Origin of the sequence: Maricaulis sp. (assembly GCF_039978735.1) — a bacterium.
Lineage (GTDB): Bacteria > Pseudomonadota > Alphaproteobacteria > Caulobacterales > Maricaulaceae > Maricaulis.
The window spans coordinates 38,105-63,469 of sequence record NZ_JBDWAS010000007.1 but is presented as its reverse complement, the minus strand read 5'-3'; the positions used below and the strand labels follow the sequence as shown (position 1 = coordinate 63,469).

Below are 25,365 nucleotides of genomic sequence, written 5' to 3'. Positions count from 1 at the left end.
GCAAGACGAACATTTTGTTAAGAGAGGATTAAGGCGTTCAATTTCCGGCCCCAAACTTGTAGGGTTCGCCTTCAATTGGGTGAGGGACGCGCCGATTTGATCCATTCCGGCACGCGTACTCGGTGTATGACCTGATGTCAGAGGTGCGTTGAACCATGTCTTTGTTACCGACCGCGCATGCCGGGCAGGCCTATGGCGCCCGCCGGATCGACTTCTTCACGATTTCCGGAGAAATCAGACAGGCGGACGGCGCGTCCGGACAATTGCGCGACGATGACGGCATGGATCACGATGTCCGGCTGGCCGAGGCGTCGAACGCCCTGACGCCGGGTGACAGTGCCACCATCCTGCGCGTGCAGGCCGGCCCGAACCGCCGTTCCCGCCCGGCCGCCCTGATCAACCACACCCGCGAGACCTGGGTTCGCACGACACCCGACGCGACGACGCTGCTGGCCCGCTCCGGCGTGACGCGCGGCTTCAACTGGTGGCTCTCGGTCCTGCTGCTCGCGCTGACGGCGCTCGCTGCCGTCTGGCCGCTGCTGCACGCTTTCCTGACGGAAATGAATGGCGGCATGATGGCCGGCATTCCCGCCTTCAGCATCATGGACGAAGTACTGGCCTTCGCGCCCGGCCTGGCCGGCTGGCGTCTGGAAGCCGCATTGCCCGCCGGCCTGCTAGACGCGATCGCAAGCCTCGGCTTCGTGCCGATGGACCAGCTCACCGAATGGGGTATCGCACTGGGCGGTGGTGCACTCGCCCTCATCGCCTATCTCGCGCGGTCCTGGCGCCTGCTCTACGTGCCCGCCTTTGCCGCATTCGCCGTCATGGCGGGTGTCATCTTCGGCGGTGTCGGGGCGACGCTCGCCCTGATCGGCGGCGCTGTCCTTCTCTTCCTTGCAGCCGGCTTCTTCAACCGGGTCCGCGATGCCGGGCGTTTCAATGCGCGCGTCGAACGCCTGGCCGGACATGTCCTGCGCAATCCGCCGCAGGAAAGCGTGCGCGGCAACGATGCCGGCGGTGCCGCCGCTGCAGCTGCCACGGCTGCGGTTGCGGCCACGGCACTCGCCGATACCGAGGCCGAACCGGAGGATGATACGGAAACGGTCGCGGATGATGCAGAGGCCGCTGAGCCCGCCGATGATGCCGCGAATGGCGAAGCGGAGGCCGGCCCTGAATTAGAGCTGCCGCCCGCCGCAGCTGACGGCGATCCCAGCCCGACCGCCGAGACGAGCGCCCGCCCCGACGCTGCCGGCGAAGCCGAAGCCGTGCATGCCGATGAAGAGGCCGGCAGTGAGGCCGCGGCCGATGCGGAAGCCGATGATTCGTCAGAAAACGCCGGCAATGACGTAGAGCCGGACGCCGGGACTGCGCCCGTTCCGGACGAAGCGGACGATGCGCCCGTGACGGCCGCGACCGAGCCGGAAAGCGGCGACACGACCGCGGCCCCGGTCGAAGCCGCGCTGCCGGCCGAGATCGCTGCGGTCGAAACGTCTGCAGTCGAACCGCCTGCCGAAGAGGACGCCGAGCCGCCTGTCGAGGCGGAGGCGGAGCCGTCTGTCGCATCTGACGATGACGCTGCCACCAGCGGCGCTACGCCCGAAGCCGAAGAGACCGAACTGCAGGCTGGCGCTGCCGAGCCCGCCGAACAGCCCTCTGACGCAGTTGAGCCGGAAACCAATGCCCCGGCCGAAGCCGAGGCAGCCCCGGAAGAGGATGACGATCTTCCCAGCCTTGATGCTGTTGCGGCCGCTGCCGCGCTGAGCGCGGCCGAGCAGGGCTCGGACGATGACGCACCGGCCACGGATACCGGTGAGGCGGAAGACACCGCATCGGTCGAAGACGAGCGAACCATGCCGCTCGCGTCACCGCCGCCCATGCCGGCTTCGGACCAGCCGGCTGTTCAGGCCGAAACCGCAGCCGAATCTGCAGTGACGGCCGAAGCAACCGGGGCTGCTCCCGCAGAACCCGTGGCCCCGCCCGCAACCCCGTCGACCTCACCGGCGCTCGATGAAGTCGAGTCGCGCGTGGCTGCAGCCGTCGAAGCGGCAGGCAGTGCAACACCGGCCGCGACGTCGCCGGTCGACGATCCGCTGTTCGCCGATGACGGGAATGACCCGATGCTGCCGGCCCGCCAGGCGGGCGACACGGCCCCCGGCACTCCGGACCTGGATGTCGAGCGCAGCGACGCGGACACGACCACGTCCTGACGGTGACCTGACGAGACACGAAAAGGCCCGCACATCGTGCGGGCCTTTTTCATGCGCATAGCCTGGCTGAGGCGGGATCAGTCTTCCTCGTGGAAACCGGCCTCGACCAGCTCGGTCAGGGAATCGGCCGCCCTCTCCGCATCGGGACCGGACGTCTCGATACCGATCTCGGAACCCTTGCCCGCCGCCAGCATCAGCAATTCCATGATGGAGTCAGCATTCACCCGCTCGCCATCGCGCGAGACATGAATCTCGGCGTCGAAGCCCTGCGCCAACTCGACAAATTTGGCAGCCGCCCGCGCATGCAGGCCGCGGGCATTGCGGATCACGGCCCGCCGGGCAATCTGGGTCACTTGCCGGCCCCTTCCAGCACATTCGAGGCAATCGCGATATAGCGCTTGCCGGCGTCCTCGCCCATGCGGGCCAGACTGTCCAGATCGGCGCGGGAGCGGGCCTCGGCGAGCTTGATCAGCATCGGCAGATTGACCCCGGCAATGACCTCGACCTTGCCCGGATCCAGCAGCGAGATGGCGAGATTGGATGGCGTACCGCCGAACATGTCGGTCAGTACAAGCACGCCTTCGCCGCGATCCGCGTCGGCAATCGCCTCACGAATGTCGGCACGGCGCTTTTCCATGTCGTCATCCGGTCCGATGCAGACAGCCAGAAGCGCATCCATGGGGCCCACCACGTGCTCTGTGGCGGCCACGAATTCATCAGCCAGACGGCCGTGAGAGACTACGACGACTCCGATCATGACGGATATCTAACCGTGCCTTTGAACGGCGGGAAAGCGTCTTTTTGCAACGGTCGGATCAATTTGTCAGTCAGCCGTGGCTGCGGGAAGCTCCACAGTGAAGCGTGCACCGGCGACCCCGCCCCCCTCGGCCTTGCGGTTCGAGGCCGTGATCCGGCCGCCATGCGCCTCGACAATCTGGCGCGCGATCGCCAGACCCAGGCCGGAGTGCGTGCCGAAAGCCGCACCACGCGGGCGCTCGGTATAGAAGCGCTGGAAGACGGTCTCCAGATTGGCCTCGGGAATGCCCGGCCCCTCATCATCGACCTGCACAAGAAGGCTGGGCCGGCCATTGCGATGCCCCCGCACCAACCGCACCCACACCTTGCCGCCTTCGGGACTGAAGGTCATCGCATTGTCGAGCAGATTGCGGAAAACCTGGCCCAGCGGTCCGTCACGGCCCAGCACCATCCCGTTGCGCACCTTGCGCTCGACCGCGATCTCGGCCCGCCGGCCATCCATCGCGTTATAGGTGTCAGCCAGCTCGGACAGCAGGCCGGCCAGATCGAACCGGCCGACATCCTCGCGCGCCAGTTCCGCATCGACGCGCGAGGCCCGCGAAATATCGGAGATCAGCCGGTCCAGCCGCCGGACATCGGCGAGGATGACAGCCAGCAGCTTGTCGCGGCGTTCCGCATCGCGCGCATTGGGCAGGACTTCCGCAGCCGAGCGGATCGAGGTCAGCGGGTTCTTCAACTCATGCGACACATCGGCGGCGAAACTCTCGATCGCGTCGAGCCGGTCATAGAGCGCCTCGGTCATCTCGGAGAGCGCAACGCCAAGCTCGCCGATCTCGTCATTGCGCGAGCGCAGGTCAGGCATTTTCACGCGGCGGCCGCCGGCCCGCCGGGCCTCGCGCGCGGCGCGGGCCAGGCGCCGCACGGGCCGGGCGATGAAGACCGTCAGCGCGAGCGACGACATGGTCGTCACCAGGGCGGCGATCAGTATGAAGGGCAGGAGCGCGCGCCGTTCCGCCTCGATCAGACGGTCCAGATCATAGCTCTCGATGGTGACAACGCCCACAACCGCACGAACAGGCTGGATCGGGATGGACACCGAGACGACACGGCGGCCATCGGCTTCGCGCCGCACGCCGGCGACGATCTCGCCATTGATCACCTGCAGCACCTCGTCGCCCAGATCCCGATCGAGCGCTGCGCGCTCCTCGGGCGAGCGAAGCAGGTTGGACACCGTATCGAGAATGCGGCTGGGCAGGCTGCGGGCCGTATTCGCCAGATCCGGGCGCGGCTGGCCCGGCGGCGGCAGCACCGTTTCCTCGAACACATCGGCCAGCAAATGGCTGTCGGCAACGATCTGCCCGCCCTTGTCGAAGACGAGCACGCGCGATTCTTCGGGCACGTAGAGCTGGCGCAGGATGGCCCGCGCATCGTCATTGCGCAGCACGGGCGCGGGCGCCCCGTCGGACGCACCCTCGGCGAGGACATTGGCGATCAGCTCACCCTGGGCCCGCAGCGAATCCAGCTTGGCATTGACCAGGCCGCGGCGGGTCTCGGTCAGCGCCAGCATGCCGGCGACCAGCACCCCCAGCGCCACGAAATTGGCAACAAGGATCAGCTGGGCCAGCCGCGAGCTGGGCCGCGGCGTCAGATTGCGCAGGACCGTGCCGGCCCGGCGCAACCCGCTTCGCCAGGATGCCGTGTCAGTCTTCCTTATAGCGGTAACCCACCCCGTAGAGGGTCTCGATGGCGTCGAAGGACTTGTCGACTTCGCGGAACTTCTTGCGGATGCGCTTGATGTGGCTGTCGATCGTCCGGTCATCGACATAGACCTGATCGTCATAGGCCGCATCCATCAGATTGTCGCGGCTCTTCACATAGCCCGGGCGCGTCGCCAGGGCCTGCAGGATCAGGAATTCGGTGACCGTCAAACGCACCGGCTCGCCGCCCCAGGAACAGGCGTGGCGATTGGGGTCGAGCACCAGGCTGCCGCGTTCCAGCGGCTTGCTGTCGCCCGGCTCCAGCGGACCGCTGCCGACCGGCGCATCCTGTCCGCGGGCACGGCGCAGCACCGCCTTCACCCGCTCGCCCAGAAGACGCTGGGAGAAGGGTTTGGTGATATAGTCGTCGGCGCCGAGATTGAGCCCCAGGGCCTCGTCGAACTCGTCATCCTTGGAGGTCAGGAAGATGACGGGAATGTTCGAGGACTGGCGCAGGCGGCGCAGAAGTTCCAGACCGTCCATGCGCGGCATCTTGATATCGAAAATGCCCAGATCCGGCGGATCTTCCGCCAGGGCTGTCAGCGCCGACGCACCATCATTGTACGTGCGCACGTGATAGCCCTCGCCTTCGAGGAAGATGGAAACCGACGTGATGATGTTTTCGTCGTCGTCGACCAGTGCAATCGTAGCCATGCTGTCTCCGGGCTCGGTTATGTCCAGGCCGTCATGGAAACCTGAATTTGTGGCGACAATAGACACGCACTGCACATCGCGCCAAGCATCGAGCGCCGATTATCCCCATGGTTCACCGGGTTTTAAGTCTCTTGCGACAGTATTCCGCCGTTCAAAGGGGCTGGGTACATGCCGGGCGATATCCACTACGAGGTTTTTTTCAAGAAGAACCGGAAGGCAGGCTGGGCCCTGGCCGAGGCTCATGACAGCCGCGACGCCGCCCTCAAGCTCGCCCATACGCTGCTGGCCAAGAACAAGGATGGCTCGGCACGGGTCAGCAAGGAAACCTTCTGCCACGACGCCCGCAAATTCCGCTCGGTGACGGTTTTCGAGGCCGGGGCGGAGACCTATGGCGCTGTCGAAGAAAAGACCAATGAAGCACAATTGCCGTGCCTGACGCCGGACGACCTGTCCAAGCCGCACGCCCGGCACACCATCAAGCGGGTGCTGACCGGCTGGCTGGAACGCATGCAGGCCCTGCCCATGGAGCTGCTGCACCGCGCCGATCTCGTGGAAAGCCTGGAAGCCTCGGGCACCGAGCTGCAGCATGCGGTGCAGAAAGTGGCCGTCGCCAGCGCACGCGATCAGGACGCCAATGTCCAGACCCTGGTCAAACAGCTCAACGAGCTGGTGCAGAAGGCGCTGGGCCGCATCTACAAGGATGCCCGCGACGCCAAGCTGCCGGAATACCCCAAGAAGGCGAAATTCGCCGATATCGCGAACGGTATTTTTGCCGGCGACAAGCGCGCCTACACGCTGCGGGCCGCGATGGCCGACCGTCTGCGCCACGAGCGCAAGTATGGCGACAAGCTGGAAGCCCTGCTCGACATGGCCGACACCCTGCCCGATGCCGAGGACGCGCGCGCCTTCGCCCTGGGCGAAGTGGACAGCTATGTCTCGGAAGTCATCAGCTTCGATGCCGGGCGTGAAGCCCTGCTGGGCAAGTGCAAGGATCTCGGCGAGACCATCGAGCGGCTGACCTGCCTGTTCGACGGTGACGGCAAGGCGGATGCGCTGCGCATGGCGCCGAACTGTGCCCGCCGTCTGGCGAAATGGACCCATTCACGCGAGTTCGACAGTTGCCGCGCGGTGATCGCGCAATGCCTGCTCAAGGAGCTGGAACGCCCGGCCCGCCTGCGCCCGACGAGCGTGCGCGAAGAGGTCCGCCTGGCGCGCGATCTGGCGAGCCGCCTGGTGATTTCCTCGGACTCGCTGCTGCCGGCCGACGGCCTGATCAAAACGTTCGCGGCTCGCTCGGCCCGCCTCCTGCAGCCGGAGGTGATCGACGAACTGCTCAAGCACTCGGCCGATATCGACGAAGAGGTCAGCCGCCTGCTCATGCTCGAGGAAAACCTCGTCGGCGAGGCCAACAAGAGCAAGCTGGCCGGCTATGTCCGCGCAACCATCGGATCGTCCGAGGCGGACGGCTATTATATCCGCGGCGGCGCTCAGCCGCTGGAACGGCTGGCGCGCCTGGCCGCGCACCAGAAAAAGGTGCTCAAGGGAACCTACCCCAAGGACGCCAAGCAGGAATTGTCGGCGAAGTTCGACGAACTCGGCGTCAAGATCATCGACCAGAGCAAGATCCTGAACATGGTCGAAGCCGGTGATCGTCCGGCCCTCGACAAGGCATCGGCCCTGCTGCGCCTGGCAACCGGCGGCGCCCTGCCGCTTGGCCGGTGCTCCACCGATGCGCAGGCCCGCGCGCTGCGCCAGATCAAGTCGGCCGCCGGGCTGAGCGAAGCCCAGACCGAAGACGGCCGCCCCAAGCTGAAGGCGATCCACGGCCTGTTGCAGCAACTCGCCACCCAAGCCGACAAGGCCGCCTGACGCGAACCGCTTCCAAAGCCCGGTATGCCGCCCTAGAGTGAGCCCATGATCTGGCGTTCGCTCATTCCTGTCCTTGCAGGCCTTGCCGCCGGCGCCGCGCTTGCGGTGTTTCTGGTCTTCGGTCCGCTCGAGATCGGGGGAACGCGCGTCGGCCCCTGGGCAACCAATCCGCTGATCGGTGCCAGCGATGCCGGACCGGTGACGCGCGCCATCGTCGCGCGCCGTGGCCTGCTCGCCCTCAACCGGTCCGAGGCGGTCTACTTCATGGCATTCGAAGACAGTGACGGCCGGACCCTGCGCGAGACCTGCGAGTACCGCGTGAGCGGCGGCGCCCTGCCGACACGCTGGTGGAGTTTCACCCTGTACGGCGAGGACAACTTCCTGCCGGTCAATGGCGACGAGGCCCACGCCCTGACCCGGACCGATCTGGGCGATGCGGACTGGACCTTCATCGCCGGCCCCCGGCGCACTGACGGCACGCCCTGGCTGTCGACGCGCCAGTCCGGCGCCTTTTCGATCACGCTGCGCCTCTATCATCCCGACCCGGTCGTTCTCGAAGCCCCTGAAACGCTGGACCTGCCGGAGATCGAGCGTCTGGACTGCGGGGAGGCAAGCTGATGCGCTGGCTTTTTCCCCTCGGCCTCTTTGTCATCGCCGCGATTGCCGGTTTCTGGCTGGCGCTGAACGCCATTCCCGGCGTGATCATGGGCAAGGCGATGGACCGGATCGGTGCGCTGGGCCGCGAAGCGGGCGATGTCCGTCATGCGCCGCGCCTGCGCGAAGACAACCAGACCATTGTGCGCGCCAGTCCGGATATTCTCTATTCTGTGTGCGTCTATGACGTGTCGGACCGGCCTGTCATTATCGAGGCGCCTTGGCCCGCCGACGGCAATTATACCTCCGTAAGCTTCTACGATGCCCGGACCAATAATTTCGCCGTCTTCAGCGACCGCGATGGCGAGGCCTCGCCCGTCAGCATCGTGCTGACCGGCGACGCCCTTGAGCGGGATGCGCCGGCTGGCGCTCGCACGATTGTGGCCCCCACCCCTCGTGGCCTCATTCTCTACCGCCGCGTCATCGATGCGGACACGGATATGGCCACCGCCGAGACGGAGCGCCGGGGCTTCACCTGCACCCGCCTGTCCGATGAGTAACTTGCTCTTGCGGCAGGAGCGGTGAAACTCTGCCCCGTCAATCCGGGGAGGTTCCATGCAACATCTGATCCGTGCGGCCCTGGCCGCCAGCACTGCCGCCATTGTCATCGCGCCAGCCCAGGCCGACGACCGGGCCGACGTCGAGGCCACCGTTCAGGCGGTGTATGACGTGATTTCCGGTCCTGTCGGAGAGGCCCGCGACTTCGATGCCATGCGCGAGCTCTACCTGCCGGGCGCCGCCATGGGCGCGGTCTCGCCGGGCGAGGGCGGGCAGGGCCGAGGCCGCGTCATCACGCTGGACGACTATATCGAACGCTCCGGTCCCTGGCTGGTGGAGAATGGTTTCACCGAGCGCCCCACGCGCACCGAAACCACGATCTATGGCGAGCTGGCCTATGTGCGCTCGGCCTATGAGGGCGTGAGCGGCGTGACCGGCGAGGTCTTCGTGACAGGCGTGAACTTCATCACCCTGTTCAAGATCGAGGGCGAATGGAAGATCGCCTCCATCCTCTGGCGCTCCGCCGACGAGGACTGGCCGGTCGACGCCGCCTTTGACTGATCGGACAGATCAGCAAGCAGCAAAAAGCCCCCGGAGCCTGGCTCCGGGGGCTTTTCTGTGGCCGTCAGGCCGGCAGGGACTACTCCTCCGCCGGAGCCTCGTCCTGTGCGTCAAGCGGGTCCACATCATCCATCAGCTTCTGCATCAGGAAGGTGTAGAGCAGCGCGTCGCGGCGGGCCGTCTCTTCCAGATTGGCCGCGGCCGAGTGACCGCCGGCCGTGTTCTCGTAGTAGAGATAGTCATGGCCCAGCTCCTCCAGCAGGTGCGCGAACTTGCGGGCATGGCCCGGGTGCACACGATCATCCTTGGTGGAGGTGTAGAGGTAGATTTCCGGGTAATCGCCGTTCGCATCGACATTGTGATAGGGCGAGATCGAGCGCAGGAAACCGCCCTCGTCCGGGTCGGACGGGTCGCCATATTCACCCATCCAGGACGCACCCGCCAGCAGCTGGTTGAAGCGCAGCATGTCGAGCAGCGGTACGGCCGAAACGACCGCGTTCCACAGGTCCGGACGCTGGGTGTACATCACACCGGTCAGCAGACCGCCATTCGAACCGCCATAGACGCCCAGATGCCGCGGGCTGGTGAGACCGCGCCCGTTCAGGTCCTCGGCGACCGAGATCAGGTCGTCATAGATGCGCTGGCGGTCCATCTTCAGGCCCGCCTGGTGCCAGGCCGGACCGAACTCGCCACCGCCGCGGATGTTCGCCACCACATAGGCGCCGCCGTTTTCCAGCCACAGCTGGCCGCGCGAGCCGGAATAGCTCGGACGGATGGAGACCTGGAAACCGCCATAGGCATACAGGAGCGTCGGCGTGGTGCCATCCATCGGCACGTCTTCACGGCGCACGACGAAATAGGGGATCATCGTACCGTCGGTCGAGGCGGCCTCGTGCTGCTCGACGATCAGGCCTTCCGTGTCGAACCGGTCCGGGATCGACTTGATCGGCTCCACCGTCAGCTCGGCGGCATTGACCATGTAGAGCGAGTCCGGCGTCAGGAAGCCTTCGGCATTCATGAAGGCGATATCCTCGTTCGAATTCGTCGAACCCAGGCCGATCGTCATATTGTCCGGCACCGGAACCGTATCCGAGCTCCAGTTTCCGTTCTCGTAGTGGAAGGCTTCCAGACCGCCGACGACATTCTCGTCGATCGCCACCAGGAGCGCCGACGCCGTCGCACCGACACCGCCGATCGATTCACGCGCACCCGGCACATAGACCGTCTTCACTTCCGGCAGTTCGCCGCTGGCGACGAAATCCGCCATGGTGAAGGAGAGCAGCGCGCCCTGCGGATAGGTCTCGCCGCCTTCCACAGGCGTCCATTCCTCATTGATCGAGAAGACCAGCTCGCCCTGATACAGGTCCTGGATATCGGCCTTGGCCGGGATCGGCAGCGCTACCGGATCGCTGTCCAGCGGCAGGTACCACCAGGTCGTGTCGTAGAACGTGTCGGCTTCCGAAGCCATCATGTAGACGGTGCCGTCGCTGTCCTCGGTGCGGAAGGCAAACAGGCCGACATCCTCGCGGTCGCCACGCACGACTTCGGTCGCTTCGGACAGGTCGGTGCCGCGCTCCCAACGGTAGGAGACCGAGGGGTAGCCGCTGTCGGTGGAATCTTCCTCGCTGGTGGCCAGACCGACCAGCAGCGTGTTCTCGTCGACCCAGCTGACACCGCCCTTGGCGTTCGGGGTTTCGAAACCGCCCTCGACGAAAGCGCGGTCGGAGACGTCGAATTCACGGCGCACGGCCGCGTCGGAACCGCCGTCCGACAGGGTCAGCATGCAGCGGTCATAATCCGGTGCCAGGCAGTTGGCGCCGCGCCAGACCCAGTTGCGGTCTTCCGCTTCGGACAGCGCGTCGAGATCGAGGATCACATCCCATTCCGGCGTCTCGGAGAGATAGCTCGCCAGCGAGGTGCGGCGCCACAGGCCGTGGGTGTTGTCGGCATCCTGCCAGAAATTCCAGACATAGCCGCCATAATAGGCGCCATAGGGGATCCGGTCCTCGCTCTGGTAGATCGCCAGCGCCTGATCGTAGAGTCCCTGATAGCGGGCATCGCCGCGCAGGCGGTCGAACGTGCGCTCATTCTGGCCCTCGACCCATTCCAGCGCACGCTCGCCCTCGACCTCTTCGAGCCAGACGCGCGGATCGTTTTCCGGATCGATCTGGACGATCTGGCGCTCGCTGGTGGTGTCCGGTGTCTGGGTCGTCACGGTATCGCTCTCTTCGCTCGCGGGCTGGGAGCAGGCGGCGAGCGCGAGCACCCCCGCGCTCAACGCCCAGAACTGCTTCTTAAACGTCATGTCAGTCACCCCTTTGACTTGTGTCGCGCGCAGTTAAGCCCGGACTGGTGCTGGACGTAAAGGCGTCACAGCGCTATCGGGGCAGCATGAAAGCGCGACTTATGAATGGTGCCGGCAACAAGTTCGTCCTCGCGGACGCGCGCGCGCATGCCGGTTTCCTCGGCCTGTCCCGGAATACCGTGCGGGCCTGGGCGCACGCGCTGCATTTCGACCAGCTGCTCGTGCTCGAGCACAGCGACAGCGCAGATGCCTTCATGCGGATATGGAATGCCGATGGCGACGAGGTCGGTGCCTGCGGCAATGGAACGCGGGCGGCGGGCTGGTTCCTGATGGAGGAAAGCGGGCAGCCGGCGGTGAGCATCGGCACGGCCAGCGGCCTGCTGCAGGCGGTACGCGCCGGCGCGCTGACCGTCAGTGTCGACATGGGAAAGCCACGGCTGGACTGGCAGGACATCCCGCTGGCGCGCGATATGGACACGGTCGCGCTGGACTATGTCGCCGAAGCCGGCGGTATCCGCATCGAGCGCCCGGGCGCGGTGAGCATGGGCAATCCGCATGCCGTCTTCTTCGTCAAGGATGTCGAGACCCTGCCGATCGCGCGGCTGGGACCGGAAGTGGAATACGACCCGCTGTTTCCCGAGCGCGTCAATGCCGGCTTCGCCCAGATCTATGACGAGACGCATATCCGTCTGCGCGTCTGGGAGCGCGGCGCCGGCATCACTGCGGCCTGCGGGACCGGCGCCTGCGCCGCGCTCGTTGCCGCACACCGGCGCGGCCTCGCAGATCGTTCGGCCTCGATCATGGCCGATGGCGGCGAACTGCATGTGGAATGGCGCATCGCCGACGATCACGTGATCCTCACCGGCCCCGTGGAAGACGAGGGCGAGGTCGATCTCGCCCTTAAGATCTGAACCGCAGATCTGAACCGCAGATCTGATCCGCTGGCGCGTTGCACCGCAAAGCCTCCTTTTCGCCTGTGATATTTCCCATAATATCCCGCTTCATGCCGTGATCGTGACACGGTTCGGGGGACAGATTGGGGGAGATGTCCATGAACACGATCCTGCGCCTTGCGCTGCCGCTTGCCCTGCTCGCCGCTCCGGCTGCGGCCCAGCCCGGCGCTTCGGAAACCGCGACCACGCCGCAAGCACTGGCCCAGCAGATGTTCGCCGAGGCGAATACCGCCATCGGCAATGCAGATTACGAAGCGGCGCGGCGCCTGCTGGAAGCCGCCCTCGACCTCAAACCGGCCCACCCCGCCATCCTGCGTGGTCTCGCCATTGTGGCCCTGCGGGCGGAAAATCCCGAAGACGGTTTCCGGGCCCTGGAACGCATGGCCCGGGCCGGTATCGCCTTCGATCCGGAGCCCCTGGAAAACCTGCTGCGCACCGCCAACACGGCGCGCTTCGAAGCCGTCGCCGGGCAACTCGCTGCCAACAGCGCCCCGGTCGGGCAGGCAGAAGTCGTCGCCGAGATCGACCGGCCCGGCGCGCTGATCGAGGGCGTCGCGATCGATATCGAGACCGACCGCCTCTTTGTCTCGTCCGTCACCGGCCGCGAAATCCTGCTGCTGGAACCTTTCGCCCGCGACGAACCCCAGGTCTTTGCCGACCGGGAAGACGGGCTGTGGTCGGTGTTCGGCCTTGCGGTCGATGACCGTACCCGTGTCGTCTGGGCCGGATCGGCAGCGATCGAACAGACACCGCTGGAAGACGGAGAGACCGGCGGCACCGCCCTGTTCGCTTTCGACCTGGTCACCGGCGACCTCTATCGCCGCTACCAGATCGACGATGCCGTGCAGATCGCCGACTTCACCGTGCGCGACGGCACCGTCTACGCCTCCGACAGCCAGGCGCCGCGGGTCTATGTGCTCGACAGCGTCTCCGGCGAACTGGAAGTGCTGGCAGAGGATCCGCGCTTCGTCAGCCTGCAGGGCGTTGCACTCGCCCGGGGCGCGCTCTACGTCGCCGACTATGCGATGGGCCTGTGGCGGATCGATCTGGGCGACCGGTCGGTCTCGCTGGTGCGGGGCGGGACGGAGAGCCTGATCGGCATTGACGGGCTGCGCCAGACCCGCGACGGCCGCATACTGGCCGTGCGCAACGGAACCCGGCCGCACCAGGTCATGGCGATCGATCTGGACGCGGACGGTCATGCCGTGGCCAGCACCGAAGTGCTGCTGCGCGGCCATCCGGCGATGACCGGCGAACTCGCCGAACCCACGCTGATCGACCCGGCCGACGGGCGGGCCTGGCTGGTCGCGAACGCGGCCTGGCCGCGCTTCCCGGCAGACAGCGAGGGACCGGACGGCGCGCAGCCGGCAACCGTGATCCTGGAAATCGACCTGCCCTGATGCCGCTCCTCCAGACCGGCGGCGGTCAGCTTTCATTCATCGGTTTCTCATAATCTTGATTCGTTGCGGGGGCTGGAGCCGGAAGGCTCGATCGCTGCAAGGAGGCAGATCATGAGGGAAGTCGATCGCGATTTCGCGGAACAGATCCGCGGCCTCAGGCTGACAACGGCCGAGGTGACCTACTACATGCCCGACCATCCGGCGCTGCTGCAGACCTTTGTGTGGCAGACCCAGGACCTGGCGCCGAAATATCCGCGCCTGACCCGGTTTCTCGATTTCTGGAAGAACGAGATCGATGCCGTCATCCACACCGTGCGGATTGCCCATCAGGGTCTGATCCGGCCGGCCGAGTGGCGGTTCGCCGACTGTCAGATGCGGCTGAACTGAGCCGGCCGCCCGCTCAATCCTTGCGGGACAGGCCTGCGCCACAGGCCGAGCGGATCACGGGATCGGCCCGCAGGGCACGCTGGCGCAGATTGAGGATCTGGTCGAAGGAAAAGCCGAGCTCGTCGGCCAGGGCCTGCGGCTCGCCGACCCGTTGCATGTCCGGCATTGCCGCCACGATCACCCGCATCTGGCGCTCATTGAAACGCGAGCTTGTCTCGCGTGACACGCAAGCACAGGCGCCGGGCGATCCGCCGGCCGCCTCGCAGGCCTCGACCAGCGCCCCCCGCACGGCCTCGGGATCCGGATCGGATTGCGCCGTCATCAACAGCGCTGCAACCACTCCTGCCCCCTGCATGATGCCGGTCATTCCGGTTTATCCCCCTTTGCGACCGGCCCGTCATCGCGTGAAAAGCCGATCAATTCTTGCCCGAACTGCAATACGGCCCCTTTCAACCGCGGCCAGACCCGTCATAATCCAGAATGCGAGGGTAACACGAGTCCCAAGGAGCCCGACATGAGGCGCGTTCTATTTTCACTGGCAGCCGTTTCGATGCTGGCCGCCTGTGCATCGCCCACCCCCTACCAGGCCGCCGACGGCAGCCGCCGGGGCTTTGAAGAACAGCAGATCGAGACCAACCGGTTCCGGCTCTCCTTCGAAGGGAATTCGCTGACCGACCGCGAAACCGTGGAGACCTATCTGCTTTACCGCGCGGCCGAACTGACGGTGGAACAGGGATATGACTATTTCACCGTGGTCACCCGCGCGACCGACGAGGACACGCGCGTCACGGCGAGCGGTTTCGGTTCGTCCTATTATTCCGCCTTTCCGGTGCACTATTCCTACTACCATCCCCGCTGGGGCTGGCATGGCTGGCGGGATCCGTTCTGGGACGACACCCGCTATCGCGAAACCACCCGCTATGAGGCGAGCGCCGAGATCTTCCTGGGACGCGGCACCAAGCCCGACGACCCCAGTGCTTTCGACGCACGCGACGTGATCGCCAACCTGTCCGACGACATCGTCCGGCCCGAACCGGGCTGACCGGCGCGCACAGAAACCGAAAAAGCAAAAGGGCCGGCGCATGCGCCGGCCCTCTTCGTTTTTATTCGCGCCGCTACCTATTTCGGAGGCATGCGGGCGCCGGCATCCAGACGGACGCATTCGGCGTTGATGTAGTCATTGGTCACCATGAAGGCGACCAGATCGGCATATTCGGCCGGGGTGCCGAAGCGCTGCGGGAATTGCAGGTGCGAGGCCAGGGAGGTTTTCACTTCCGGCGGCATCTGCTGGTAGATCGGCGTCTCGAAGAAACCCGGCAGGATGGTGTTCACGCGGATGCCTTCGCGGGCCAGGTCGCGCGCCATCGGCAGGGTCATGCCGTAGATACCGCCCTTGGAAGCCGAATAGGCCAGCTGGCCGATCTGACCGTCCTGCGCCGCAACCGAAGCGGTGTTGACGATCACACCGCGGCCGCTATCGCCGGCCGGGTCGAGCGCCATCATGCCGGCGGCCGCCTTGGAGGCGCACAGGAAGGAACCGACCAGGTTGATCGCGATGACGGTCTGGAAACCCTTGGCAGAGTGGGGGCTGATCTCGCCGGTCGAGGAGGACCGGCGTGCCGTCTTCTCGGCCCAGCCGATACCGGCGCAGTTCACCAGTACGCGTTCCTGGCCATGGGCCTCGCGCGCCTTGGCAAAACCGGCATCCACGCTGTCTTCCTCGGCCACATTGACCTGGCAGAACACGCCGCCGATTTCCTTGGCGACCGCTTCGCCTTTCTCGGCATTCATGTCGAAAATCGCGACCTTGGCACCATCGGCGGCCAGACGGCGGGCTGTGCCTTCGCCAAGACCGGAAGCCCCGCCGGTGACGATGGCGGCGATGGAATTGTCAATTTTCATTTGTCTTCCCCTTTATCGACTTGCCCTGCGGCATAGCGCGTCGGCGCAAAAAAGAAAATCGCCCGCATCGTCGCGGCTGGAAATCCCGGTTGGGTGCGGCCGCCGCCCGGTGTTAGAGCTAGCGCTGCAACCCCACCGACGGACGATCCGATGAGCCAGACCTACGCCCTTCTCCTGCACGGCGGCGCCGGCGTGCTTGCGCCGCGCAGCTATGATCCCGAACGCACCCACATGCGCGAACTGGCCGAGGCCGGCAAGGCGATGCTGGAAGCGGGCGACGCGGCGCTGGACGTGGTGACGGAGATCGTGCGGCGGCTGGAGGCGTCCGGCCTCTATGTCGCGGGCAAGGGCGCTTCGCCCAACCAGGCCGGCCGCTATGAACTCGATGCCGCGATCATGGACGGTTCGGACCGGCGCGCCGGGTCGGTCGCCGGCCTGACCGGCTTCATCAGCCCGGTCCATGCGGCGCGTGCCGTGATGGAGGAAACGCGGCATGTCATGCTCGCCGGGCGCGGCGCAGAGCGCTTCGCCGGCCTGCAGGGCCTCGAGCGGGTGGAAAGCGTCAACGACTACTACACCCCCGCCGCGGCTCCGGATGATCGCGAGATCGCGACCGGTACGGTCGGCTGTGTGGCGCTGGATGTGTCCGGGCGCCTCGCGGCGGCGACCTCGACCGGCGGCACGCTGAACAAGCTGGAAGGCCGGGTCGGCGACAGCCCCATCCTGGGCGCCGGTTGCTGGGCGGATGGCCATGTCGCCGTCTCCTGCACCGGTCAGGGCGAGTTCTTCCTGCGCCAGGCCACCGCCAAGGATATCTCCGCCCGCATGGCCTATGGCGGCCAGACGCTCGCCGAAGCCGCCGCCGGCGCGATCGGCGATGTCGGCAGCCTGGGCGGCGAGGGCGGCGTGATCTGTGTCGATCGCGACGGCAATCTGGCCCAGCCCTTCAACTCGCCCGGCATGAAGCGCGCGGCGGTATACCCGGACGGGCGGATCACTGTAGACGTCGATTGAGCGACCAGGGATCGGGCAGCAGGGCAGGAGCGGGAATGCGCGGTTATTTTGCAGTCGGAGCGGAAGGCATTTCCAAACCGATGAATCTCGGCGCGATCCTGCGCACGGCGCACGCTTTCGGCGCCAGCTTTGCCTTTTCGGTCAATGCCAGCCACCGGGTCCGCGATGTCTACCAGGCCGACACCGCCAAGTCGGTGAGCCATGTGCCCTATTACGAATGGGCCGATATCGGCGCCATGGCGCTGCCGGACAATTGCCAGCTGGTCGGGGTCGAGCTGACCGACGAAGCCGTCGACCTGCCGGCCTTCCGCCACCCGTTGTGCGCCGCCTATGTGTTCGGCCGCGAGCGCGGCTCGCTGACCGAGGAGATGCAGGCGCGCTGCCAGCACATCGTCAAGATCCCGACGAAATTCTGCGTCAATGTTTCGGTTGCCTGCGCGATCACGCTCTACGACCGCACGCTGAACTTCGGCGGATTTCCCGAACGGCCGCTGATGCCGGGCGGTCCGCAGACCTCACCGGACGATGCGGAAAAGAAGTTCGGCATGCATCGTTGATCGCGGCCGCAGGCATGCCAGATTAGGGGGGATTTAACCCTCGCCGCCTTACCGGTTCCGACGCGCACAGTCCGATTGGCTACCGAACAGAGGATGACCTCAACCGTGTTCCTGCGACCCTGCCTTGCCGCCCTGACCCTCACCTTCGCCAGCGCCGTCCCGGCCCTCGCCCAGGACGAGCCGGAATTCCGCGGCGAATATTCCGACTGGCGCGTCTTCACCCGGCCGACCGAGGCCGGGCTGGTCTGCTATGCGCTCAGCCGGCCCACCGACAGCGCCCCGCGCACCTTCGACCACGGCACGGTGTATTTCATCGTGGCTTCCTGGCAGAACGGCGCCGTCAACGAACAGCCCAACCTGCTGACCGGCTATGATCTGCGTCCCACCAGCCCGCCGGAAGTGCGGGTCGGCTCGTCGCGCTTCGACACCTTCACCGATGGCAGCGAAGCCTTCCTGGACGACCTGTCGGACGAGAGCGACCTAGTGCGCCAGATGCGCCGCGGCTCTGCCATGAACGTGACCGCCACCACCGCCGCCGGCGTTGCCACCGCCTACGAATTCTCGCTCTCCGGCGTGACGGCGGCCCTGCAACGCGTCGAAGCGCTCTGCGGGTAACTCGTTTCCCAAAACATTGTCATCCCGGATGGATGCCCGGCCTTGGGCCGGGCGAAAGTCCGGGACCCATAATCGCAGTGCCGGACAAGCCGCCTCGATATCGTGCCTGCTTCCGGCCAAAAGCGAGCGTACGGGTCCCGGCTCTGCGCCCCGCCTGCACGGGGCATTCGGCCGGGATGACAAAGGAAATTTACCTCACTCCCCATCCCCGAACGGTTTCGGGCGCAGCTTGGTCTTGTGGCTGGGCGGGCCTTTCGAGCCGTCGGGCATCAGGCCGCGATAATAGCCCTTCTGCCATTTCAGCTCGGCCGCGTCCTTGTCGCCCTCGCGCAGGCGGGTGGCGAAATCGGCGCGGCTGACCCGCCAGGTCTCGAACTGTGCGAACGTCTTGGGATCGGCGTGCAGCGGGCGGATCTCGGTCTCGATCTTGTCGAACAGGTCCCGGCGCACGGGGAAAAGCTGGGCGATGGCCTCGTCGGCCTCGAAACGCACCTCGCCGGGCCGGGTGAAGCGCCAGTTCATGGTGAAGGCGTAGGGGCTCCAGTCGGTCTCGATCACACCATTGAGCGGCGCGATCCCGTCCCTGGGCGCATTCACCGGCCCCATCACCCAGATATTCCAGCCCGGCGGCGTGCGCAGCAGGAAGCCCGTCTCGAACGTCAGGATGCCCGAGCCGAAATTCGCCATCGGCGCGCCGGGCTTGCCCATCGCCAGCGGGTCGTCCATGTGCACCGTCACATCCTCGACCCGCTCGCCGCCATTCCAGCTGGCGGTGAAGCCGGTCGGGGTGAACACCTCCCAGCCATGCTGATTGGCCAGCGCCAGCGGCAGGCAGCGATAGGCCGAGCTTTCCGGCGTGGCGTCCATCCAGTCGCGGCGGCTTCCGGCCGGGCGGATTGTCGGGGCTTCGGCAGTGAGGGGATGACAGATCAGTTTCATGCCCCCATCACAGCGCGGCCTGCCCCGCGCGCGCAACCCCGTCATGCGTTCTGCCCCCTCGCGGAGTGCAGTGTTTTCCTGTATGTGACGCCGCCATGAACCTACAGACCAGCCATTCCCTCGACCTGTCCGCCGCCCGCCGCCCGGCCGCGCCGGCCGGACCGCTTTCGCTCGCCGGCCTGACACGCACGCAATTGCGCGATGCGCTGATCGAGCGCGCCAGTGTCGACGAGAAGAAGGCGAAGATGCGCGCCGACCAGCTCTGGCGCTGGATCTATCACTATGGCGTTACCTCGTTCGACGAGATGACGAATGTCTCCAAGGACCTGCGCGCCGTACTGGCGCGCGAGTTCACGCTGCACCGGCCGGAGATCGTGGAACGCCTCGTCTCGGTCGACGGCACGCGCAAATACCTGATCCGGCTGGCGCCGGGCGTGGAGTGCGAGACCGTCTTCATCCCGGACGTGGCGCGCTCGGGGGCGCTGTGCGTGTCCAGCCAGGTCGGCTGCACGCTGAACTGCACCTTCTGCCATACCGGCACCCAGGCGCTGGTGCGCAATCTCACCGCGGCCGAGATCGCCGCCCAGGTGATGATCGCGCGCGACGACCTGGCCGAATGGCCGACCTCGAACGAGAACCGCAAGATCACCAATATCGTCTTCATGGGCATGGGCGAGCCGCTGTACAATCTCGACCATGTCTCCGACGCGATCGACATCATTTCCGATGGCGACGGCATGGCGATCGGCCGGCGGCGCACGACGGTGTCGACCTCGGGCGTGGTGCCGAAGATCCAGGAACTGGGCGAGCGCACGGGCACGATGCTCGCCATCTCGCTGCACGCCACCAATGACGATCTGCGCAACGAGCTGGTGCCGCTGAACAGGAAGTACCCGCTGGCCCAGCTGATGGATGCGATCCGCGCCTATCCGGGCCTGGGCAATTCCAAGCGCGTGACCTTCGAGTATGTGATGCTGAAGGGCGTCAATGACAGCCTGGCCGAGGCGCGGGCGCTGGTGAAGCTCCTCAAGGGCGTGCCGGCGAAGATCAATCTGATCCCGTTCAACCCCTGGCCGAACAGCCCCTATGAGTGCTCCGACTGGGACCAGATCGAGGCCTTTGCCGATGTGGTCAACCGCGCCGGCTATGCCTCGCCGATCCGCACTCCGCGCGGCCGCGACATCTTCGCCGCCTGCGGACAATTGCGCTCGGAAAGCGAGAAGGTCCGGGCGAGCGTGCTGAAAAAACAGCGCCTCGCAGGCGAAGCCTGACGCGATAAAGAAAATCCCGCAAAAGAAAACCCCGGTGCGCGGGGCACCGGGGTTTCCAGGTATCGATGACGGGTTCGGGGAGGATTACCCGCGCATCGGATCTTCAAGCGAGCCTTCGGCATCGATATCGGTATCGACACCCAGCTCGGCATCATTGCCGACTTCCGGGTCGGTGATGGGGTCCTGGAGCGGGTCGTCCATCGGATCTTCCATCGGGTCGATCCCGGTTTCCGATTCCAGACCCGTTTCGGCCTCGATCTCGGCCTCGGACTCGATCGCGCTGTCCTGCGGCTCGTCATAGACCGGGTTGTCCTCGACCGGATCGCTGTCGACATCGCTCTCGACGCCGGCTTCCGCATCGGCGCGGCCTTCCAGCCAGGCTTCGAACTCGGCGACATTCAGCGAGCCGTCGCCATCGCTGTCCTGGGCGTCAAAGGACGCGCGGTCCAGGGACGGATCGGCGATCACGGCCTCGTCGAAGGACACCGAACCGTTCTGGTTGGAGTCCAGCGTGATGAAGGTCTGGTTGTCCTGAGCGAGCGCGGCGGAAGCACCGAACAGCGTCGCGGCGGAAATCATCAGCAGCGTTTTCATGGCAAATTTCCTTTCCGTTGCTTTCGGGCGCTGCCTCGGCAGCTCACCCGTTGCGAATGACCTAGAAATGCCCGCCCCCGGCCATCGGTTCCTGCCGCAGTTGGGGTGATTTCGGGGCAGAATGTGGCAGGACCTGCCCGACCGCCGCCCGCCTTACCAAACTGCCATTTTCCGTTAGGCCTGACGCAGGTTCGGGGTTGGCATGGTCCGGCCGGGCTCAAACGGGGGTTTGCCATGAAACGAATGATCATCACCCTGGCTCTGGTCGCGGGGCTGGCAGGCTGCCAGTCACCCCAGGACCAGGCCATCGCGACACTTGAAGCGGCGGCGCAGGCCGGCCGCCTGTCCGGCGCACAAAGCCTGCAGGCTGGCGACAACGCACCGCACCGCCTTTTCGCAGGCGGTGTCGACGAGGCCAGCCGCTTCCGGATCGCCTCGCTGACCAAGCTCTTCACCCAGATCGCCATCCTGCGTCTCGTCGACGGGGGCGCTCTGGATCTCGACCAGACGCTCGCCAGTGTCCGCCCCGGTCTCGATGCCGACTGGGCCGGCACCGTGACCCTGCGCCAATTGCTGAACTTCTCCTCGGGCCTGCCGCGGGAGCCGGGCGCCGAGGGCGAGGGCGTCATCTTTGACGAGGACGGGTACGCCCTGGCTTTCATGGATACGCTGGGTGATCTGGGTCCGCAGTCGGAACCGGGCAGCCGCACGGCCTACTCCAATCTGGGCTACATGCATCTGGGGGCGGTGATCGAAGCCGTGACCGGCCGGACCTATGCCGAGGCGATCGATGCACTGGTCGCCGCACCGGCCGGCCTGACCGACACCGGCTTCGGCGTGGATGTGCTGGGTGAGGACCGGCACCTGCACGGCTATGCCGGCCCATCGCTGGAGCGGGTCTCCGGCCACCCGATCTCCCAGCGCTACAGCACCGGCGGGCTGTATGCCTCGCTGCGCGACCTGGAACGCCTGAGCGATGCGATCCGCGAACCCGGCTATCTCAGCGAGACCGCGCAGCAGGAGCTGTTCACGCAGTTCGGCCGGCCCGATGCCCGCGATCCGTCCTACCTCCTGGCAACCGGCCATGTGCCCGGCTTTACCCACGCCTGGGTGATCGCGCGCGACCCGGCCTTCACCATTATCAGCCTGAATAACCGGCTGGCCGGCAATGAGCGCGACGTGCCCGACATTGTCACCGCCGCAGCCGCGGCGCTGCATCCGGGCATGGCGGAACGCGAGGACCGCTACCGGCCGACACCGCAGGATGGCTGGGCGCCGATCTCCCGCCTTTCGGATATTCCCGACCAACCGGTCCTGCCGCGCCTGGCCGATGCCGTGACCGCGATCCTGTCAGGCGATGTCATGCAGACGCGCGACGCAGCCATGCGGCTGCACGGATACGACCCGGCCACCGCCGAAGCGTCCGATCTGGAAGATTTCGCCGGCTTCGCCGGAGCCTATGTGCGCATCGCCAATGATTACGGCCCCTTCCGGCCGATCGCCTGGCGGATGGATGGCGCGCGCCTGCAGATCTACCTGGAGTCCGAGGACGAACAGCGCGGCATCCACTTTGCGGCAACACCGTCAGAGGCCGACCCGTCGCGCGCCAGTTCCGTCTCGCTGGGAACCTACGGGTTCGAACCCTGATCCGGCCATCCGGTGCGGGGTGGCTTGGCAAGCCGGCCCGCGCCGGATAGGGCTGGCCCCATGACTTCTGCCGTTCTCTATCGCTGGCGCCTCAAGCCCGGGCGCGATGCCGAATTCCGCGAGGCCTGGACCGAGGGTACGCGCCGCATCCACGAGACCTGCGGCTCGCACGGCGCGGCCCTGCACTGCGACGAAGACGGGATCTACTGGTCCTATGCGCTCTGGCCGTCCGAGGATGTACGCAAGGCCTGTTTCAAGGAGAATGACTGGTTCTCCCAGGACTGCTTCGTCACGATGCAGGACTGTATCGAGGAGCGGTTCGAGGAAATCCGGCTGGATGCGAAGAGCCTGGTTCTCAGCCCGCCGGCCGACCGTCCCGAACTGCCCGTGCTCACCACGGACCGCCTCGTCCTGCGCCCGCTGACAATGGACGACGCCGAGGCGCTCTTCCCGGCCTTCGCAGATGACGAAAACATGCGCTACTGGTCATCGGCAGCACTGCAAGACCTCGACGCCATGCGCCGCTATATGCGCTGGAATGTCGAGGGCGATGGCGCGCTCTGCTGGGCCTTCGCCCAGGCCGGCGCACCGCACGATGCGCTGGGCTGGGTTATCCTGATGGACCGGCGCGAGGGCACGGCCGAGATCGGCTATATCCAGCGTCCCGATGCCGCCGGCTCCGGCTATGCCCGCGAAGCCGTGCAGGCCATGCTCGGCCACGCCTTCGACACGCTCGGCCTGCGCCGTCTCTATGCCGATATCGACCCGGACAATGCCGCCTCGATCCGGCTGGTCGAGGCACTGGCCTTCCAGCTGGAAGGCCGGCTGCGCGAGGCCTGGGAAACGCATATCGGCGTGCGCGACAGCCTGATCTACGGTCTCACCCGCAGCGACTGGCAGTCGTAAAGCCTTATAAAATATCAAGCGGCCACGTGGTCTGGATAAGCACTAGTTAACCTTGGCATCTGATCTTGAACGCACTTCAGTTCACGCGATTCGATGCAAGCAAAACCCGTTCTCAACTTTCTTCCGGCGGCGATCCTGGCACTCCTCACGGTCTGCACGCCCCTGCTCGTCCTGACCGAACCTGTCGACGGTCCGGACGTGGCGGCCGTGTTCCCGCCCGGCTGGCAGCCGGCCGATGTGATGCAAGCCGTGGCCCGGGCCGATGTCGGCCTCGTGCGCTTCGGCGCCTTCGGGAATATCGGCATTGTCGAGATCGGCGATCCGGACGCCCTGGCCCGCCTGCGCGCGGCCGGCGCCTGGCTCACCCTGCCGCCGCAAGCCCTTGGCGGCTGTCTGCTCGGCGGCGAACTGACAACCGCCCCCCTGCATCCGCCCACCGGAGCCCGAAACTCATGAGCAATCTGGATACACTGCGTCTGCGCGCCCAGGGCGTCGCCTCGATGGTCATCCTCGGCCTCGCCGTCCTGGCACCTGCCACCTCGGCCATCATCGCTCGCGACCATCTGGCCGCGGTTGCGATCATGAGTATCCTGGTCGCCGGGCTGGCACTGGCCAACTGGCGCCTCAGCCCCAACACCACAGCCTCGCGGTCCGCCACGGCGGCGGCCCTGATTGCCTTTCCGGCCCTGTTCGTCTTCATGCTCAGCGGCTCGCCCTGGCAGATCGACATGCACATGATGTTCTTCGCCAGCCTGGCGATCTGCGCCATCATGCTGGACTGGCGTGCCATCGTGGTGGCCTCGGCGGTCACCGCCGTGCACCACCTCTCCCTCAACTTCTTCCTGCCCTGGGCGGTTTTCCCGGAAGGTGCCAACTTCCTGCGCGTCGTGTTCCACGCCGTGATCGTGGTCGGCCAGGCCGCCGCCCTGATCTGGATGACCCAGCAGGCCGCAAAAGCGCTCAGCGATGCAGACCTGCACACCGCCGAAGCCGACAAGGCGCGCGAGGACGCCGCCAGCAGCTCGGAGCAGGCCTCGACGGCGCGCAGCAATGCCGAACGCCAGCGCCAGGACATCGCGGCCCTGGCGGAACAGTTCGAGATTCAGCTGCGCCAGGTCGCAAAGGGAATTTCCGGCGCATCCGGCCAGGTCGACAGCCTCGCCCGTCAGCTGGGAAGCGATGCCGAGGCAACGCGCCTGAGCGCCAGCGAAGCCGTCTCCCAGGCCTCCTCGACGAATTCCGACGTGCAGTCCGTCGCCGCCGCGGCCCAGGAGCTTTCGGCCTCGATCAGCGAAGTCGCCCGTATCCTGGAAAGCAGTTCGGGCGTGTCCGAACGGGCCGTGGCCGAGGCCGAAGGCGCCGGCCGGTCCGTGGAACAGCTCGAATCCGCCGCGACGGAAATCGAAAGCATCATGAAGCTCGTCGCCGATGTGGCCGAACAGACCAATTTGCTCGCCCTGAACGCAACGATCGAAGCCGCCCGCGCCGGCGAAGCGGGCAAGGGGTTTGCCGTCGTGGCGTCGGAAGTGAAAGCCCTGGCCGAGCAGACCACACGGGCATCCAACGATATCGCCACCCGGATCGAGTCGATGCGCGGTGCCTCCAGCGGTGCGGCCGTTTCGCTGGGCCGCATTGCGGAGATCATCGCGGAACTGCGCGGCGCCACCGACAGCGTCCAGGATGCCTTCACCCAACAGGATCAGGCTACGCGCGAAATCGCCGAACTGGCCGAGAAGGCGGCAGCCGCCACCTCGCGCGTCAATGACAGCATGGATTCGGTCAGCGATGCCGCGGCCCGCACCTCCGGTGCCGCCGAAAGTTTCGCCCAGGCCTCGAACGAGCTGAACGGATCTGCCCGCCAGCTGGACGAGGAACTCGACCGTTTCCGGCAGTCGCTGGGCGCGGCGTAACCGCGCCCG

General features: G+C 66.1%; 26 protein-coding genes. 17 read left to right on the top strand and 9 right to left on the bottom strand.

Features of this window, described 5'->3' with window-relative positions:
• The first annotated feature begins 155 nt into the window (after positions 1-155).
• Positions 156-2,207, top strand: coding sequence for a hypothetical protein (locus ABJO18_RS02165; protein ID WP_348508862.1), 2,052 nt, complete (start codon positions 156-158; stop codon positions 2,205-2,207).
• Positions 2,208-2,284: 77 nt separating this feature from the next.
• Here ABJO18_RS02165 and ABJO18_RS02160 read toward each other — a convergent pair whose 3' ends face one another.
• The 4 genes from ABJO18_RS02160 to ABJO18_RS02145 all read right to left on the bottom strand — a co-directional run bounded on the left by ABJO18_RS02160 (position 2,285) and on the right by ABJO18_RS02145 (position 5,374).
• Positions 2,285-2,560, bottom strand: a complete 276-nt coding sequence (locus ABJO18_RS02160) for an HPr family phosphocarrier protein (RefSeq protein ID WP_348508861.1) — start codon at positions 2,558-2,560, stop codon at positions 2,285-2,287.
• On the bottom strand, positions 2,557-2,964 hold the full coding sequence (locus ABJO18_RS02155; protein ID WP_271187484.1) for a PTS sugar transporter subunit IIA: 408 nt from the start codon (positions 2,962-2,964) through the stop codon (positions 2,557-2,559). Before ABJO18_RS02155 ends, ABJO18_RS02160 begins: the two co-directional genes overlap by 4 nt.
• A 66-nt stretch (positions 2,965-3,030) precedes the next feature.
• Positions 3,031-4,641 (bottom strand): stimulus-sensing domain-containing protein, encoded by a 1,611-nt coding sequence (locus ABJO18_RS02150; RefSeq protein ID WP_348508860.1) that lies wholly within the window; start codon positions 4,639-4,641, stop codon positions 3,031-3,033.
• A gap of 22 nt (positions 4,642-4,663) precedes the next feature.
• Positions 4,664-5,374 (bottom strand): response regulator transcription factor, encoded by a 711-nt coding sequence (locus ABJO18_RS02145; RefSeq protein ID WP_271187482.1) that lies wholly within the window; start codon positions 5,372-5,374, stop codon positions 4,664-4,666.
• Between the two features lie 168 nt (positions 5,375-5,542).
• Here ABJO18_RS02145 and ABJO18_RS02140 point away from each other — a divergent pair, with 168 nt between their 5' ends.
• Genes ABJO18_RS02140 through ABJO18_RS02125 form a run of 4 tightly spaced genes read left to right on the top strand, consistent with a single transcriptional unit; the run spans position 5,543 to position 8,956 of the window.
• Entirely contained in the window at positions 5,543-7,243 is a 1,701-nt protein-coding gene (locus tag ABJO18_RS02140) for a hypothetical protein (RefSeq protein WP_348508859.1), read from the top strand.
• A 45-nt stretch (positions 7,244-7,288) separates the two neighbouring features.
• Entirely contained in the window at positions 7,289-7,861 is a 573-nt protein-coding gene (locus ABJO18_RS02135; RefSeq protein WP_348508858.1) for a DUF1214 domain-containing protein, read from the top strand.
• The gene (locus ABJO18_RS02130) at positions 7,861-8,397 is read left to right on the top strand and encodes a DUF1254 domain-containing protein (RefSeq protein ID WP_348508857.1); all 537 of its coding nucleotides are present in this window, start codon (positions 7,861-7,863) and stop codon (positions 8,395-8,397) included. Before ABJO18_RS02135 ends, ABJO18_RS02130 begins: the two co-directional genes overlap by 1 nt.
• 55 nt (positions 8,398-8,452) lie before the next feature.
• Complete coding sequence (locus ABJO18_RS02125) at positions 8,453-8,956, top strand: hypothetical protein (RefSeq protein ID WP_348508856.1); 504 nt, start codon at positions 8,453-8,455, stop codon at positions 8,954-8,956.
• Between the two features lie 79 nt (positions 8,957-9,035).
• Here ABJO18_RS02125 and ABJO18_RS02120 read toward each other — a convergent pair whose 3' ends face one another.
• Entirely contained in the window at positions 9,036-11,261 is a 2,226-nt protein-coding gene (locus ABJO18_RS02120) for a prolyl oligopeptidase family serine peptidase (protein ID WP_348508855.1), read from the bottom strand.
• Positions 11,262-11,347: 86 nt separating this feature from the next.
• Here ABJO18_RS02120 and dapF point away from each other — a divergent pair, with 86 nt between their 5' ends.
• From dapF to ABJO18_RS02105, 3 genes are all read left to right on the top strand, one after another.
• Positions 11,348-12,172, top strand: a complete 825-nt coding sequence (gene dapF, locus ABJO18_RS02115; protein WP_348508854.1) for a diaminopimelate epimerase — start codon at positions 11,348-11,350, stop codon at positions 12,170-12,172.
• A gap of 140 nt (positions 12,173-12,312) precedes the next feature.
• On the top strand, positions 12,313-13,614 hold the full coding sequence (locus tag ABJO18_RS02110; protein WP_348508853.1) for a hypothetical protein: 1,302 nt from the start codon (positions 12,313-12,315) through the stop codon (positions 13,612-13,614).
• 111 nt (positions 13,615-13,725) lie between these two features.
• Positions 13,726-14,001: a Usg family protein gene (locus ABJO18_RS02105; RefSeq protein WP_348508852.1), complete on the top strand. Its 276-nt coding sequence runs from the start codon at positions 13,726-13,728 to the stop codon at positions 13,999-14,001.
• 13 nt (positions 14,002-14,014) lie between these two features.
• On the opposite strand, the gene ABJO18_RS02100 is transcribed toward ABJO18_RS02105, so the two are convergent.
• Positions 14,015-14,368, bottom strand: coding sequence for a hypothetical protein (locus ABJO18_RS02100; protein ID WP_348508851.1), 354 nt, complete (start codon positions 14,366-14,368; stop codon positions 14,015-14,017).
• A gap of 147 nt (positions 14,369-14,515) precedes the next feature.
• Between ABJO18_RS02100 and ABJO18_RS02095 the strand changes: the two genes are divergently transcribed.
• Positions 14,516-15,043: a hypothetical protein gene (locus ABJO18_RS02095; RefSeq protein ID WP_348508850.1), complete on the top strand. Its 528-nt coding sequence runs from the start codon at positions 14,516-14,518 to the stop codon at positions 15,041-15,043.
• Between the two features lie 77 nt (positions 15,044-15,120).
• Here the strand turns inward: ABJO18_RS02095 and ABJO18_RS02090 are convergent, their stop codons facing one another.
• Positions 15,121-15,903, bottom strand: a complete 783-nt coding sequence (locus ABJO18_RS02090) for an SDR family NAD(P)-dependent oxidoreductase (RefSeq protein ID WP_348508849.1) — start codon at positions 15,901-15,903, stop codon at positions 15,121-15,123.
• 150 nt (positions 15,904-16,053) lie between these two features.
• On the opposite strand from ABJO18_RS02090, the gene ABJO18_RS02085 reads away from it, so the two are divergent.
• From ABJO18_RS02085 to ABJO18_RS02075, 3 genes are all read left to right on the top strand, one after another.
• Positions 16,054-16,917, top strand: coding sequence for an isoaspartyl peptidase/L-asparaginase (locus ABJO18_RS02085; protein WP_348508848.1), 864 nt, complete (start codon positions 16,054-16,056; stop codon positions 16,915-16,917).
• A gap of 35 nt (positions 16,918-16,952) precedes the next feature.
• Positions 16,953-17,474, top strand: coding sequence for an RNA methyltransferase (locus tag ABJO18_RS02080; protein WP_348508847.1), 522 nt, complete (start codon positions 16,953-16,955; stop codon positions 17,472-17,474).
• 105 nt (positions 17,475-17,579) lie between these two features.
• Entirely contained in the window at positions 17,580-18,089 is a 510-nt protein-coding gene (locus ABJO18_RS02075; protein WP_348508846.1) for an invasion associated locus B family protein, read from the top strand.
• A gap of 195 nt (positions 18,090-18,284) precedes the next feature.
• Here ABJO18_RS02075 and ABJO18_RS02070 read toward each other — a convergent pair whose 3' ends face one another.
• Entirely contained in the window at positions 18,285-19,028 is a 744-nt protein-coding gene (locus ABJO18_RS02070) for a DUF6065 family protein (protein ID WP_348508845.1), read from the bottom strand.
• A gap of 95 nt (positions 19,029-19,123) precedes the next feature.
• Here ABJO18_RS02070 and rlmN point away from each other — a divergent pair, with 95 nt between their 5' ends.
• Entirely contained in the window at positions 19,124-20,299 is a 1,176-nt protein-coding gene (gene rlmN / locus ABJO18_RS02065; protein ID WP_348508844.1) for a 23S rRNA (adenine(2503)-C(2))-methyltransferase RlmN, read from the top strand.
• Positions 20,300-20,383: 84 nt separating this feature from the next.
• Here the strand turns inward: rlmN and ABJO18_RS02060 are convergent, their stop codons facing one another.
• On the bottom strand, positions 20,384-20,893 hold the full coding sequence (locus ABJO18_RS02060; RefSeq protein ID WP_348508843.1) for a hypothetical protein: 510 nt from the start codon (positions 20,891-20,893) through the stop codon (positions 20,384-20,386).
• A gap of 234 nt (positions 20,894-21,127) precedes the next feature.
• Here ABJO18_RS02060 and ABJO18_RS02055 point away from each other — a divergent pair, with 234 nt between their 5' ends.
• The 4 genes from ABJO18_RS02055 to ABJO18_RS02040 all read left to right on the top strand — a co-directional run bounded on the left by ABJO18_RS02055 (position 21,128) and on the right by ABJO18_RS02040 (position 25,356).
• Positions 21,128-22,540, top strand: coding sequence for a serine hydrolase domain-containing protein (locus ABJO18_RS02055; protein WP_348508842.1), 1,413 nt, complete (start codon positions 21,128-21,130; stop codon positions 22,538-22,540).
• A gap of 60 nt (positions 22,541-22,600) precedes the next feature.
• Complete coding sequence (locus tag ABJO18_RS02050; RefSeq protein ID WP_348508841.1) at positions 22,601-23,446, top strand: GNAT family protein; 846 nt, start codon at positions 22,601-22,603, stop codon at positions 23,444-23,446.
• Positions 23,447-23,539: 93 nt separating this feature from the next.
• Entirely contained in the window at positions 23,540-23,902 is a 363-nt protein-coding gene (locus ABJO18_RS02045) for a hypothetical protein (RefSeq protein ID WP_348508840.1), read from the top strand.
• Positions 23,899-25,356, top strand: a complete 1,458-nt coding sequence (locus ABJO18_RS02040; RefSeq protein ID WP_348508839.1) for a methyl-accepting chemotaxis protein — start codon at positions 23,899-23,901, stop codon at positions 25,354-25,356. Before ABJO18_RS02045 ends, ABJO18_RS02040 begins: the two co-directional genes overlap by 4 nt.
• Positions 25,357-25,365: the final 9 nt, after the last annotated feature.